Below are 14,142 nucleotides of genomic sequence, written 5' to 3'. Positions count from 1 at the left end.
CTCGGGTTTCGCGCCAAGTCAGCTCTTCGCGACCGGCGGCAACAAGGCCTGCAGCGCTTCGGCACGCGAGCGCAGGCTCGGCGGCGTCTCACCGTCATTGGCAATCTGGTCGAGCCACTGCCGCGCGGCGGTGGCATCGTTGGCGCGCCAGGCCGACAGCGCCAGCAGCTCGCGGGCGGAGTGACGGAACGTCGAGTCCTTCGCCGTTGCCGTGGCCTCGAGCCGTTGCAGCATGTTCGGATAGGTGGTGGTTTCCATCGCGAGCTGCGCGGCGCGGATCCGCGCCAGGTCCTGCTCGGGACCGCCGACGCTGCGGTCGGCTGCGATCTCGTCATAGAGCTTCGCGGCAGCCGGCTGATCGCGGGTCGCGACCTCGGCGGCCATGCGCAGCCGCGCCAGGTTGCGGTAGCCGGACGGTGCCTTGGTGATGAGAGCGGCGAACGCAGCCTCGGCCTCGGCGTGCTTGTTCTGATCGGACAATTCGACGGCACGGTCGAACGCCGCACCGGCCTCGGCGGCCTTCTTGGCCTCAAGATACTGGTAGCCGCGCCAGCCACCGACGCCCGCAACGATCAGGATCGCCAGGGCGATGATAAAGAGCGAGTACTTGTCCCACAGCTTCTTGAGCTGATCGCGACGGACTTCTTCGTCGACTTCGTCAAATAATTCAGACACTTAAGGCTATCCCATCCCCTCGGGACCGCTGCTATCGGTGGGGCCCAGCCCTACCCGATCCCCACATCGCGGCGGCGTTACCCTAATGGTGTGGCGGAGGCAAGGCAAAGCGAGGCGGATCAAAGCGTTAACGGGGGACGTTTGCGACTGGCCGCAACGGCGGCGGGCTCCCTCTCCCGCTTGCGGGGGAGGGTCGGGGTGGGGTGTCTCCACGAGTCGGATCAGTGAGAAAGTCCTTGTGCGGACAAAGCCCCCACGCGCCGCGCTGCGCGCGTTGACCTAAGAGCGAGCTTCGCTCGTCTCGACCCCCGCAAGCGGGAGCGGTGCACCGAATTCGCGGATGGTACGTCCACGCCTCGCTACGCGCCTATCGCGGACAGGCTCTCCCTGATCTGGCGCTTGATCACCTTGCCGTTGGCGTTGCGCGGCAGCGGCTCTGATGTCAGCGCCATGGTCTCCGGCACCTTGTAGTCCGAGAGCCGCTCGGCGCACCAGGCGCGCAGGCTCTCCGCATTCACGTCCGTGCGGGTCACGATCACGGCGTGCACGCGCTCGCCGAGCACCGGGCACGGCTTGGCGATGATCGCGCTCTCGACCACGGCGGGATGGCCGGCCAGAACAGACTCGACCTCGGCGGAATAGATCTTCAGGCCGCCGCGATTGATCATGTCCTTCTGGCGATCGAACACGTGGACGAAGTTTGCCGCGTCGATCGAACCGAGATCGCCGGAATGCCAGAAGCCGGCCGTGAAACTCTCCACGGTCGCCTTCGGATTGTTCCAGTAGCCCTTGATGACCGAGGCGCTGCGGATCCAGAGCTCGCCGATCTCGCCGCGCGGCAGTTCGCGGCCGTCAGCGCCCATCACGATGATCTCGGCGCCGGGGCACGGCAGGCCGACGCTGTCGATATGGGCGGCGGTCAGTTCGCCCGGCATCAGCGTCGAGGGCGACGTGGTCTCGGTCGCGCCGTAGCAATTCGCAAGCTTCAGCCCCGGAATCTTGGCGTCGAGTTTTTCGATGGTTGCGACCGGCATCGGCGCGCCGCCGAAGCCGCCGATCCGCCAGCTCGACAGATCGTAGCTGTCGAAATCCGGCTGCATCAGGCAGAGATTATACATCGCCGGCACCATCACCGTGTAGCTGACGCGCTCGCGCGCCGCGACCTTCAGATATTCCGAGGCCTTGAACTCCGGCATGATGATCAGCGCGCCGGCGCAGCGTGCCATGGTGGTGATGTTGGCGACCGCGCCGGTGACATGCGCGAGCGGCACCGCGGCGATCGAGCGATCCGACTTGGTCAGCTTCAGGCACGACACGAACACCATCGAGGAGTGGATGATGTTGCAATGGGCGAGCATGGCGCCCTTCGGCCGGCCCGTGGTGCCCGAGGTGTAGAGGATCATCGCGGTGTCCTCTTCCCTCACCTCCGCCGGCGCCTGGGCCGCAGCGTTGTCGGCGAGACCGGCGAATTGCGACGCGCCGTCGTCGCTGACCGAGATGCGATGCTTGAGGCCGGGAACATCGGCCGCATCAGGGATGCGGTCGGCGAGCGTGGCCTCATGGACCAGAAGCGTCGCGCCGCAATCGTTCAGCACATAGGCGATCTCGGGCTTCTGCTGGCGCGTCGAGAGCAGCACCGTGACCAGCCCGGCATGCGCGGCGGCGAACATCGTCAGCACGAATTCGATGCGGTTGCCGAGCAGGATCGCGACGCGGTCGCCGGGCGCAAGGCCGAGTTTGGCGAAGCCCGCCGCGACCTTGGCCGATTTCTCCGCGACCTCGCGCCAGCTCAGGCGCGTCGCGCCACAGACCAGCGCCTCGCCGTCGCCGTTCTGCGCAACGGCGTCCGCGATCATCGCCCAAAGGCTGCCGGGCCGCTCCGGGAAAGCCGGCACGACGCGGTCGCCGAACCGCGGCTCGAGCCGCATCGGCGGAATTGCGTGCTGCGACCAGTCCATGCGCGCCCGGTCAGCTCTTCTTCATGCCGTAGACGTGCTCCGGCCCCGGGAAGGCGCGGCTCTTCACGTCGCGCGCATAGCCGGCGATCGCCTCCTCGATCATCGGCCCGAGATTGCCGTAGCGGCGCACGAATTTCGGCGACCGCGGCGACAGGCCGAGCATGTCCTCCAGCACCAGCACCTGGCCGTCGCAGGCAGCGCTGGCGCCGATGCCGATGGTCGGCACGGCGATCGACTGCGTGATCTTGCGCGCCAGCGGCTCGGCGACCGCCTCGACCACGATCGAGAACGCGCCCGCCTCCGCGATCGCCCTGGCGTCGTTCTCGATCGGCGCCCAGGTCTCTTCCTCGCGGCCCTGCGCGCGGAACGAGCCAAGCGCGTTGATCGACTGCGGCGTCAGACCGATATGGCCCATCACCGGAATGCCGCGCTCGGACAGGAACGCCACCGTCTCCGCCATCCGCGCGCCGCCCTCGAGCTTGACCGCGCCGCACAGCGTCTCCTTCATGATCCGCACCGCGGATTGAAACGCCTGCTCCTTCGAACCCTCATAGGAGCCGAACGGCATGTCCACCACGACGAGCGCAGCTTGCGAGCCGCGCATCACCGCGCGGCCTTGCAGGATCATCATGTCGAGCGTGACCGGCACCGTGGTCTCGAAGCCATGCATGACGTTGCCGAGGGAATCGCCGACCAGGATGGCGTCGCAATGACGGTCGACCAGCGCCGCGGTGTGCGCATGATAGGACGTCAGCATCACGATCGGCTCGCCGTTCTTGCGGGCGCGCAGATCGGGCGCGGTCTTGCGCTTGATGGCGGATTGAACAGACATAGTCAGGCTCCCATGACAGGCACGCCGATCACGACCGGGTGGAACGCAAACGCCAGCGCCAGATAGACGATGACACCGACCGCGATCGCGATCAGGTCGTTGGTTGGGCCGCCCACCGGAATCGGCGGCGCGCCGGCATCCGTGCGGCGCTTCAGCGAGATGCGGTCATAGACCGCCCAGCCGAGAAACGAGCCGAACAGGATGATCGAGCCGAGGTCGCCGTTGGCGAGCAGATGCGCGAACGCCCACAGCTTCACGCCGGCGAGCATCGGATGCTTCAGCGTGGTGTAGATGCGGCCGCGGATATAGGAGGCGACGACGAGGATGACGGCGGGCAGCATCAGCGCGACCGTGATGTGCTTGAGCGCCGTCGGCGGGGTCCAGACGTCGATCCATCCGCTCGCGCGATAATGCGCAAAGCCCCAGATGATCAGCACGAGCCCGGCCGCGGAGGCGAGCGAATAGGCGATCTTGTAGCCGCCCTCGCCCATCGCCTTGATCAGGCCGGCGCGCATCTCGCGCAGGCTTGACAGCACATGGACGCCGAGGAACAGCACGAGACCCAGGATCATGACGAGCAGTCCCACGATGTTCCTCCCCTGATCGAACTAATGCCTTCGCGTATCACCTTCGCCGGGCGGGTGGCAATGCGTCACGCCACGACTCCGTCATTCCGGGATGGCCCGCAGGGCCGGACCCGGAATCTCGAGGTTGCCGGGCGCGCAAGCCAATCCCGGGATTCCGGGTTCGCGCTTCCAGCGCGCCCGGAATGACGTGTCTCACGGCTTGTTGGCCGATTTGGCCAGCTCCCGGTTGTCGACATAGCGGATCATGATCGGCCGGCCGGCCAGCGCGCCGCCCAATCCGCCGGTGAATTTCAGCGGCAGGCAGGCATCCAGCGAGGCGTTGATCGCATTGAGGTAGGTGGTGCGGGTGTCGGCCGGGATGCCCCGCGTCGAAAACGTCAGGCGCGGCGCGCCGATCATCTCGCCCGATCGTTTGAAGCTGAATCGCACCGACATCTGCATGCCCGCGCGCGCGTCGTCCGGCGGTGGCGGCGCCCAGCAGGCGCGCAGCGCGGCGAACAGATCGCCGATGGTATTGAGATCATGATCCGGCTTGCGGTACTTCTCGGCCTGATCCTGCGGTGGCACGGTCAGGATCGTGAGCTGGAGATTTTCGCCGTACGGATAATCCATCTCGGGCAGGCATGGCCCGTGGTTGAACACGCTGCAATAGGACGGGATGCAAGGCCCTTCGTCGAGCACGCTGCAAGGCGTGTGTGCGAAGGGCGCCGGGTTGGTTTGTTGCCGCTGCTGCGCAGAGGCCGCGCTCTCGAGCGCAAAGGCCGGCACGGCAAAAGCGAGGCAGATGGCGACGCGTCGGAGCATGCAGGCGGACCCGGATTGCACTCCGGAGAAAATGGGTCCGCGGCCGGACCGCATCAAGCGGGGCGGCGTTCAATTCCTCGCGCTTGTCAATACTAAAACCTAGGTTCGGCCGGTTCGTGTCCCCTTGATACCGGCGAGGATGAGATCGATGCCGGCGAGATAGTCGACACGGTCGTCGTGGTCCCGCATCGCGCCGGCCACGCTGCGTGCAAACGGGTAGTCGCTTGCGTCGAGCGCGGACCAGTCGGTCGCCACCGCATCCAGGAAGCTCGATCGGTCCAGGCCATGCGTCCGCGCGAACTGCGCGTTGGCTGCGTTCTGGCCACCGACGCCAAGGATGTAGTTCAGCAGGACCGAGACGATCGTCCACTGCGTGTCGGCAGCCACGCCAAGCGCGCGAACCTGCTGGCCGATGCATTCCAGAACGCGCACGGTCGGCAACTGCCCGGCAGCACGGATCAGCGCTGTCCCGACCCACGCATGCGCCTCCATCGCATCGAACATGCCGAGCGCAAGGGCGCGAATGGTGGCCTTCGGCGATCCGCCGACCGCGTGCGCATCCACCACGCGCGAGACAATGGCGTCGCAGGCGGCGACCAGCAGATCACTCTTGTTGGCGATATGCCAGTAGATCGCGCCGGGACCGGTCGCGAGCCGTTCGGACAGGGCGCGGAACGTCAGCCCCTCCTCGCCGCTCTCGTCCAGGAGTTCGATCGAAGCCTCGATGATGCGATCCCGCGAGAGCGAGTCCTCGCGTCGCTGGCCGCTGCGCGCCTTCTTGACCATGCCGCACCTTGACATATCTGGAACGACATTCCAAGTTTATGGAACGGCGTTCCATAACTCCGCCGTGCCGGAAGGACTCCGCATGAAATCTCCCGTCACGATCGTCGGTGCCGGCCTCGGCGGCCTGACGCTTGCCCGCGTCCTCCACGTCCACGGGATCGCAGCAATCGTCTACGAAGCGGAAGCCTCCGCAGAGGCACGAACGCAGGGCGGCATGCTCGATATCCATGAGCACAACGGCCAACGCGCGCTGAAGGCCGCGGGCCTCCTTGAGGAGTTCCGCGAGTTGATCCACCCCGGCGGCCAGGAAACCCGCGCGCTCGATACCCAAGGCAATGTCCTGCTGCATCATCCGGACGACGGCACGGGCGGGCGCCCCGAGGTACCCCGAGGCGAGCTACGTCGGATCCTGCTCAACTCGCTGCCCGAGGGCACGGTGCATTGGGGATCTAAGGTCACCGCGGCCACTGCGCTCGGCGGTGGAAGGCACCTATTGAGCTTTGCCGACGGCACGACGGTGACGACCGACCTTCTGGTCGGGGCCGACGGTGCCTGGTCGCGCGTGCGATCGCTTCTCTCTGCAGACAAGCCGACCTATGTCGGCACTTCGTTCATCGAGACATATCTGTTCGACGCCGATGTCCGTCACCGAACGAGCGCGGAAGCCGTTGGCGGCGGCGCCATGTTCGCGCTGGCGCCGGGAAAGGGCATCGCCGCGCATCGTGAGCCGAACGGCGTGCTGCACACCTATGTGGCGCTGACCAAGCGTGAGGAATGGTTTGCCAACCTCGACTTCTCCAATCCTGCAAGCGCCCTCGCCCGCGTCGCCGAGGAATTCGATGGCTGGGCCCGGGCGCTGACCGCGCTGATCACCGACGGCGAGACGGCGCCGGTGCTGCGCCTCACCCATGCGCTTCCGGTCGCGCATCAATGGGACCGCGTGCCCGGCGTCACGCTGCTCGGCGATGCAGCGCATCTGATGGTTCCATCGGGCGAAGGCGCCAATCTCGCAATATATGACGGTGCCGAACTCGGCGCGGCGATCGCTGCCAACCCAGGTGACGTCGAGGCCGCGCTCGCCGCCTATGAAGAGGACCTGTTTCCCCGCAGCGCGTCCGAAGCCGCTGATGCGGCGGAACTCCTCGAGTTGTGCTACGGCGCTAACGCGCCGCAGAGCCTGATCGACTTTTTGGGCAGTCACCTCCCCGCCGAGAACCGTAGCGAATGACGGAGAAGCCGCGGCGTACCGGGTCCCCCGCCTTCCCCGGGGGACGACACAGGAGCAAGCGCGACTACGCCTTCTTCTTCACGTCCTTGACGTTGGAGAAGGTGATGCCCTCGGCGCGCTCCCGGGTGTAGCCGAGATAGAACTCGTTCTTGGCCATGAACACGGGATCGCCGTCGACGTCGTCGGCGATGCCGGAATTGTTGGCGGAGATGAAGGCGTCAAGCTGCTTGCGGTCGTCGGACGATATCCAGCGCGCCAACGAGAATTCAGAGATCTCGAACTCGACCGGCAGCGAATATTCCGCATCGAGCCGCGCCTTCAGCACATCGAGCTGCAGCGGGCCGACCACGCCGACCAGCGCGGGCGCGCCGTCGCGCGGGCGGAACACCTGCACGACGCCCTCCTCCGACATCTGCTGCAAGGCTTCCTTCAGCTTCTTCGCCTTCATCGCGTCGGTCAGCCGGACGCGGCGGACGATTTCCGGCGCGAAGCTCGGTACGCCGACGAAGGTCAGATCCTCGCCCTCAGTGAGGGTGTCGCCTATCCTGAGCGTGCCGTGGTTGGGAATGCCGACGACGTCACCGGCAAAGGCCTCGTCGGCGACCGAGCGGTCCTGCGCGAAAAAGAACTGCGGGCTCGACAGGCTCATGTTTTTGCCGGTGCGTACCAGCTTGGCCTTCATGCCGCGGCTGAGCTTGCCCGAGCACAGCCGGGCGAAGGCGATGCGGTCACGGTGGTTCGGATCCATGTTGGCCTGGATCTTGAACACGAATGCGCTCATGCGCGGCTCCGATGCCTCGACCTTGCGCAAATCCGAGTCCTGCGCGCGCGGCGCCGGCGCGAACTTGCCGAGGCCTTCGAGCAGATCGCCGACGCCGAAATTGCGCAGCGCGCTGCCGAAATAGACCGGCGTCAGGTGGCCCTCGCGGAACGCCGCGAGCTCGAACGGCTTGCAGGCTTCCGAGGCCAGCGCGAGCTCGTCCTTGACCTCGGCGACATCGAGATTGGGATTGCGCTTGCCGAGATCGGCGATGTCGATCTGCTCGGTGGCGCCGGTCTTGGCGCCGCCGCCCTCGAGTAGCCGCACGCCGCCATTGACGACGTCATAGGTGCCGAGGAAGTCGCGGCCACGGCCGACCGGCCAGGTCATCGGCGTCGTGTCGAGCGCCAGCGTCTTCTCGATCTCGTCCAGAAGCTCGAACGTGTCGCGGCTCTCGCGGTCCATCTTGTTGATGAAGGTGATGATCGGGATGTCACGCAGCCGGCACACCTCGAACAGCTTTCGCGTGCGCGCCTCGATGCCTTTCGCCGCGTCGATCACCATCACCGCGGAATCGACCGCGGTCAGCGTGCGATAGGTATCTTCCGAAAAGTCCTCGTGGCCCGGCGTGTCCAAGAGGTTGAACACGAGGTCGTTGAACTCGAAGGTCATCACCGAGGTGACGACCGAGATGCCGCGCTCGCGCTCGATCTTCATCCAGTCCGAGCGCGTGTTGCGCCGCTCGCCCTTGGCCTTGACCTGGCCCGCGAGATTGATGGCGCCCCCGAACAGCAGCAGCTTTTCCGTCAGCGTGGTCTTGCCGGCGTCCGGGTGCGAGATGATCGCAAAGGTACGCCGTCGCGCCACTTCCTCTGAAAGCGGCGAGCGGGACGGCGATTCGGCTGAAACTGAAATGTCGGACATGGCGGGGCATTTGGCAGGGAAAACGGGCGCAATCAAGGGCGTTTTGTCGCAATGCGGAACGCCCGCACCATCCCCATATGGGCACCGGAAGGACGACCTTCTCCTCACTATACCATTCGCGGGGACGACCCTGCCTTATCTGGAGGGTTCGTGATGGCTTGGACCATTCTGTTCACCGCTGGCCTGCTCGAGATCGGCTGGGCGATCGGGCTGAAATATACCGAAGGTTTCTCGCGGCTGGTGCCGTCGGTGCTGACGCTGGCGGCGATGGCCGGCAGCGTGATCCTGCTCGGCCTCGCGCTGAAGACGCTGCCGATTGGAACCGCCTATGCGGTCTGGACCGGGATCGGCGCGGTCGGTACCGCGGCGCTCGGCATCATCCTGCTCGGCGAACCCGCGACCGCGATGCGGCTTGCCAGCATCGGACTGATCGTTGCCGGCATCGTCGGGCTGAAGCTGGTCGGCTGATTACTCCTTTTTGGGACGCGTTTTCTTAACGCGAACCGGCTTCCACTTCGCTCGAAAACGCTACTTCAGAATCTGCACCGCCCAATAGCTCGCGGCTGCGACCGCGGCCGACGCCGGGATCGTGATCACCCAGGCGTAGACGATCGAGCTCGCCACATTCCAGCGCACGGCGGAAAGCCGCCGTGCGGCGCCGACGCCGACGATGGCGCCCGTGATGGTGTGCGTGGTCGATACGGGAACCCCGAGATAGGTCGCCATGAACAGCGTCACGGCGCCGCCGGTTTCGGCGCAGAAACCCTGCATCGGCGTCAGCTTGGTGATCCGCAGCCCCATGGTGCGGACGATCCGCCAGCCGCCCATCAGGGTACCCAGCGCCATCGCGCCCTGGCAGGCCAGCACCACCCAGAACGGAATTTCGAAGGTGTCGCCGAGATGGCCCTGCGAATAGAGCAGCACGGCGATGATGCCCATGGTCTTTTGCGCGTCGTTGCCGCCATGGCCGAGCGAATAGAGCGACGCCGAGGCGAATTGCAGGATGCGGAATGCGCGATCGACCGCGAACGGCGTCGAGCGCACCGAGAGCCAGGACACGATCGCGACCAGCACCAGCGCCAGCAGGAAGCCGACCAGCGGCGACAGCACGATCGCGAGCAAGGTCTTGGAGAGCCCGCTCCACACCGCCGCCGAAATCCCCGCCTTCGCCATGCCGGCGCCGACCAGGCCGCCGATCAGCGCGTGCGAGCTCGACGACGGAATGCCCAGCGCCCAGGTGATCACGTTCCAGACGATCGCGCCGACCAATGCTGCGAAGATCACGGTCGCATCCACCACCGACGGCTCGATGATCCCGGTGCCGATCGTGTTGGCAACGTGCAGGCCGAACACCAGGAACGCGAGGAAGTTGAAGAACGCCGCCCAGAACACCGCATATTGCGGCCGCAGCACGCGGGTCGAGACGATGGTCGCAATCGAGTTCGCGGCGTCGTGCAGGCCGTTCAGGAAGTCGAACAGCAGCGCGACCGCGATCAGGATGGTCAGAATTGGAAGACCCAGCGTGGCGTCCACGTGATGCCCCACTCTATTGTGCTCTGTTGAGCATGATCGCCGCGCAAACGCTTCGCGTTTGTCGCAGGAAAAACCGCATCACACTTTTCCGGATCATGCTCAGACTTGCTCGATCACGATCGAGTTGATCTCGTTCGCCACGTCGTCGAAACGGTCGGCCACTTTCTCGAGATGGTCGTAGATCTCCGCGCCGACGATGTAGTCCATCGTGTTGGCGTCGCGGTGCTTCAGGAACAGCTCCTTGAGCCCGATATCCTGGAGATCGTCGACCCGGCCCTCGAGCTTGGTCAGTTCCTCGGTGATCTGGGTCAGCATCGAGACGTTGTGGCCGATCGACTGCAACAGGGGCAGCGCGCGGCCGACCAGATTGGCGCATTCGACGATCAGGCCGCCCATCTCGCGCATCGGCGGCTCGAACTCGCGCACCTCGAACAGCATGACCGCCTTTGCGGTCGCCTGCATCTGGTCGACCGCGTCGTCCATCGAGGTGATCAGGTTCTTGATATCGCCACGATCGAACGGGGTGATGAAGGTGCGGCGAACCGCGGTCAGGACCTCGCGGGTGACGCTATCGGCGTCGTTCTCGAACTGATTGACGCGCTGGCAAAAGACCGGAGTCTCCTCCCCGCCCTTCAGCATGTCCTGCAACGCCAATGCGCATTGCACGGAGGTCCGGGCGTGTCGGGCGAACAGGTCGAAAAACCGCTCTTCCTTGGGCAGGAAGGCGCGAAACCAGCGCAGCATGTCTCAGTTCCATCATTCCGGGACAGCCCTTTTAGCGACTGTCACAGAACTGTCATAGAGCATCTGGCGGGGAAAGCATCGGGATCGACCGCCCGAGCGGGCGGTCGTCCACCGCTAAGTCGGCCGAAAGTCGCCGAGACCTGCCCTACAGCGACCGCCGCAACAAATGGGCCAGCTCACCGACCAGGCCACGCCGGAACAGCAGCACGCAGGCCACGAAGATCACGCCCTGGATCACCGTCACCCACTGGCCGAAACCGGCGAGATATTGCTGCATGGCGATGATCACGAAGGCGCCGACCACCGGGCCGAAGATGGTGCCGAGACCGCCGACCAGCGTCATCAGCACGATTTCACCGGACATCGACCAGTGCACGTCGGTGAGCGAGGCATTCTGCGCCACGAACACCTTCAGCGAGCCGGCAAAGCCCGCCAGCGTGCCCGACAGGATGAAGGCGAGCAGCTTGTACTGGTCGGTCTTGTAGCCAAGCGAAATCGCCCGCGGCTCATTTTCGCGGATCGACTTCAGCACCTCGCCGAACGGCGAGTTGATGGTGCGGTAGATCAGCAGGAACCCGGCGAGGAAGCCGACCAGCACGACATAGTAAAGCACCAGCGGCTTCGAGAGATCGAAGATGCCGAGCAGGTGGCCTTGCGGAATGCCCTGGATGCCGTCTTCACCATGGGTGAACGGCGCCTGCAAATAGAGGAAGTAAAGCAGCTGCGACAGCGCCAGCGTGATCATCGAGAAATAGATGCCCTGCCGCTTGATCGAGATGTAGCCGGTGACCAGGCCGAGCAAGGCCGCGGCCGCGGTGCCGACCAGGATGCCGAGCTCCGGCGTCAGCCCCCACACCTTCAGCGCGTGGGCCGAGACGTAACCGGCGGTGCCGAGGAACATCGCGTGGCCGAATGACAGCAGGCCGCCATAGCCGATCAGGAGGTTGAAGGCGCAGGCGAGCAGCGCGAAGCACAGCGCCTGCATGACGAAGAACGGATAGATCCCCGTCCACGGCACGATCGCCAGCAGCAGCGCCATCGCGGCGAATACGATCATTTCGTCGCGCATCGCGCGCGGCGTGATCGGAAGTGTATCGTCGGTCAATGCTGACATATCAAGCCGCCCGTCCCGTCAGTCCCGTTGGCTTCACCAGCAACACCACCACCATCAGGACAAACACCACGGTGTTGGAGGCCTCGGGATAAAAATACTTGGTCAGTCCCTCGATCACGCCTAGCGCGAAGCCGGTGATGATCGAGCCCATGATCGAGCCCATGCCGCCGATCACGACCACCGCGAACACCACAATGATGAGATCGGCGCCCATCAGCGGGCGGACCTGGTTGATCGGCGCCGACAGCACGCCGGCGAGCGCGGCAAGACCGACGCCGAGCCCGTAGGTCAGCGTGATCATGCGCGGCACGTTGATGCCGAACGCGCGCACCAGCGTCGGGTTCTCGGTTGCGGCGCGCAGGTAGGCGCCGAGCTGTGTCTTCTCGATCAGGAACCAGGTCGCAAGGCACACCACGAGCGAGAAGATGACGACCCAGCCACGATAGATCGGCAGGAACATGAAGCCGAGATTGACGCCGCCCTTGAGCTGATCGGGGATCGAGTAAGGCAGGCCCGAGGAGCCGAAATAGTTCTGGAACACGCCCTGCACGATCAGCGCGATGCCGAAGGTCAGCAGCAATCCGTAGAGATGATCGAGGCCGGTCAGCCATTGCAGCATGGTCCGCTCGAGGATCATGCCGAAGATGCCGACCACGACGGGTGCGATGATCAGCGCCCACCAGTAATTGATGCCGCCCAGGTTGAGCAGGAAATACGCCACGAAGGCGCCCATCATGTAGAGCGCGCCATGCGCGAAATTGATGATGTTGAGCATGCCGAAGATGACGGCGAGCCCCAGACTGAGCAGCGCGTAGAACGAGCCGTTGATCAGTCCCACCAGAAGCTGTGCGTAGAGAGCCTGCATCGAATGAGCTTTCGCTAGATAGATGAAGCCCGCCGGCCACGCGCATGGCCGGCGGGCATGATCGTCACTTCTTCAGAAGCGCGCAGGCGCTCTTGTCGAGCGGCGTGAAGGCCTGGTTGCCCGGCACGGTGCCGACCAGCTTGTAGAAGTCCCACGGTCCCTTGGACTCCGAGGGCTTCTTCACTTCGAACAGATAGGCATCGTGGGTGACGCGGCCGTTGGGCTCGACCTCGCCCTTGCCGAACAGCGGATCGTCGGTCGGGATCGTCTTCATCTTCGCGACCACCTTGGCGCCGTCATGCGGATTGCCGCCGAGCGCTTCCAGCGCCTTGAAGTAATGCATGAGGCCCGCATAGACGCCGGCCTGCACCATGGTCGGCGGCGCGCTGTTCTTCATCCGCTCCGAGAAGCGCTTGGAGAAGGCGCGGGTCTTGTCGTTGAGGTCCCAGTAGAACGTCTCGGTGAAGTTGAGGCCCTGCGCGGTCTCGAGCCCGATCGCCTTGACGTCGGTGAGGAACAGCAGCAGCGCCGCGAGCTTCTGGCCGCCCTTGACGATGCCGAACTCGGCCGCCTGCTTGATGGAGTTGGTGGTGTCGCCGCCGGCATTGGCGAGACCGATGATCTTGGCCTTGGAGGCCTGCGCCTGCAGCAGGAAGGAGGAGAAGTCAGCGGTGTTGAGCGGATGCTTGACGCCGCCGACCACCTTGCCGCCATTGGCGGTGACGACGGACGTGGTGTCGCGCTCGAGCGCGGCGCCGAACGCGTAATCCGCGGTGAGGAAGAACCAGGTGTCCCCGCCCGCCTTCACCAGCGCCTGGCCGGTGGCGTGGGCGAGCATGTAGGTGTCGTAGGTCCAGTGCACGGTATTCGGCGAGCACTGCGCGTTGGTGAGATCCGAGGTGGCGGCGCCTGAATTGATGTAGACGCCGTTCTTTTCCTTCACGACGTTGTTGACCGCGAGCGCGACGCCGGAATTCGGCACGTCGACGATGGTGTCGACCTTGTCGACGTCGAACCACTGGCGGGCGATGGTGGTGCCGATATCGGGCTTGTTCTGGTGATCGCCGGAGATCAGGTCGATGGTCCAACCCTTGGCCTTGAGGCCGGAGTCCTCGATCGCCATCTGCGCCGCCAGCGTCGAGCCGGGGCCGGCGAGATCCGCGTAGAGGCCGGACTGGTCCGACAGCGCGCCGATCTTGACCGTCTTGTCGAGCTTTTCCTGGGCGGAGGCGACGCTTGCGGCGGACAGCACCATCGCGGTGCCGAGCAAGAGCGCCGAAATCTTGTTCTTCATGTCGTATTCCCTCGTCCTAAATTTTCTGGTTCTGGCGA

14 protein-coding genes are annotated in these 14,142 nt (G+C 65.1%); 2 read left to right on the top strand and 12 right to left on the bottom strand.

Annotation, left to right across the window (positions count from 1 at the left end):
- Positions 1–18 precede the first annotated feature (18 nt).
- From ACVMIH_RS04405 to ACVMIH_RS04380, 6 genes are all read right to left on the bottom strand, one after another.
- On the bottom strand, positions 19–675 hold the full coding sequence (locus ACVMIH_RS04405; RefSeq protein ID WP_028335134.1) for a tetratricopeptide repeat protein: 657 nt from the start codon (positions 673–675) through the stop codon (positions 19–21).
- A gap of 359 nt (positions 676–1,034) precedes the next feature.
- Positions 1,035–2,633, bottom strand: coding sequence for a class I adenylate-forming enzyme family protein (locus tag ACVMIH_RS04400; RefSeq protein WP_456860841.1), 1,599 nt, complete (start codon positions 2,631–2,633; stop codon positions 1,035–1,037).
- 10 nt (positions 2,634–2,643) lie between these two features.
- Positions 2,644–3,465 (bottom strand): 3-methyl-2-oxobutanoate hydroxymethyltransferase, encoded by an 822-nt coding sequence (gene panB, locus ACVMIH_RS04395; RefSeq protein WP_456860839.1) that lies wholly within the window; start codon positions 3,463–3,465, stop codon positions 2,644–2,646.
- A gap of 2 nt (positions 3,466–3,467) precedes the next feature.
- Positions 3,468–4,052: an NnrU family protein gene (locus ACVMIH_RS04390; protein WP_057019851.1), complete on the bottom strand. Its 585-nt coding sequence runs from the start codon at positions 4,050–4,052 to the stop codon at positions 3,468–3,470.
- 192 nt (positions 4,053–4,244) lie between these two features.
- Positions 4,245–4,856 (bottom strand): hypothetical protein, encoded by a 612-nt coding sequence (locus ACVMIH_RS04385; RefSeq protein WP_057019850.1) that lies wholly within the window; start codon positions 4,854–4,856, stop codon positions 4,245–4,247.
- A gap of 99 nt (positions 4,857–4,955) precedes the next feature.
- Positions 4,956–5,642 carry a TetR/AcrR family transcriptional regulator gene (locus ACVMIH_RS04380; protein WP_057019849.1) on the bottom strand — a complete coding sequence of 229 codons (687 nt, stop codon included), beginning with the start codon at positions 5,640–5,642 and terminating at the stop codon, positions 4,956–4,958.
- A gap of 82 nt (positions 5,643–5,724) precedes the next feature.
- On the opposite strand from ACVMIH_RS04380, the gene ACVMIH_RS04375 reads away from it, so the two are divergent.
- Positions 5,725–6,870, top strand: a complete 1,146-nt coding sequence (locus tag ACVMIH_RS04375) for an FAD-dependent oxidoreductase (RefSeq protein WP_456860836.1) — start codon at positions 5,725–5,727, stop codon at positions 6,868–6,870.
- Between the two features lie 64 nt (positions 6,871–6,934).
- On the opposite strand, the gene ACVMIH_RS04370 is transcribed toward ACVMIH_RS04375, so the two are convergent.
- A complete protein-coding gene (locus ACVMIH_RS04370) occupies positions 6,935–8,554 on the bottom strand; it encodes a peptide chain release factor 3 (RefSeq protein ID WP_028335130.1) in 1,620 nt (539 codons plus the stop codon).
- Positions 8,555–8,707: 153 nt separating this feature from the next.
- Here ACVMIH_RS04370 and sugE point away from each other — a divergent pair, with 153 nt between their 5' ends.
- Positions 8,708–9,022 carry a quaternary ammonium compound efflux SMR transporter SugE gene (gene sugE, locus ACVMIH_RS04365; RefSeq protein WP_016839884.1) on the top strand — a complete coding sequence of 105 codons (315 nt, stop codon included), beginning with the start codon at positions 8,708–8,710 and terminating at the stop codon, positions 9,020–9,022.
- 60 nt (positions 9,023–9,082) lie between these two features.
- Here sugE and ACVMIH_RS04360 read toward each other — a convergent pair whose 3' ends face one another.
- From ACVMIH_RS04360 to ACVMIH_RS04340, 5 genes are all read right to left on the bottom strand, one after another.
- The gene (locus tag ACVMIH_RS04360; RefSeq protein ID WP_057019847.1) at positions 9,083–10,087 is read right to left on the bottom strand and encodes an inorganic phosphate transporter; all 1,005 of its coding nucleotides are present in this window, start codon (positions 10,085–10,087) and stop codon (positions 9,083–9,085) included.
- A 99-nt stretch (positions 10,088–10,186) separates the two neighbouring features.
- Positions 10,187–10,831, bottom strand: a complete 645-nt coding sequence (locus ACVMIH_RS04355; protein ID WP_057019846.1) for a DUF47 domain-containing protein — start codon at positions 10,829–10,831, stop codon at positions 10,187–10,189.
- Positions 10,832–10,976: 145 nt separating this feature from the next.
- Positions 10,977–11,945, bottom strand: a complete 969-nt coding sequence (locus ACVMIH_RS04350) for a branched-chain amino acid ABC transporter permease (protein WP_057019845.1) — start codon at positions 11,943–11,945, stop codon at positions 10,977–10,979.
- Between the two features lies 1 nt (position 11,946).
- Positions 11,947–12,810 (bottom strand): branched-chain amino acid ABC transporter permease, encoded by an 864-nt coding sequence (locus ACVMIH_RS04345; protein WP_016839880.1) that lies wholly within the window; start codon positions 12,808–12,810, stop codon positions 11,947–11,949.
- A 64-nt stretch (positions 12,811–12,874) separates the two neighbouring features.
- Complete coding sequence (locus tag ACVMIH_RS04340; RefSeq protein ID WP_141342302.1) at positions 12,875–14,104, bottom strand: ABC transporter substrate-binding protein; 1,230 nt, start codon at positions 14,102–14,104, stop codon at positions 12,875–12,877.
- Positions 14,105–14,142: the final 38 nt, after the last annotated feature.

The organism is Bradyrhizobium sp. USDA 4503 (assembly GCF_054055815.1).
This window is presented reverse-complemented; position numbering and strand designations above follow the sequence as displayed.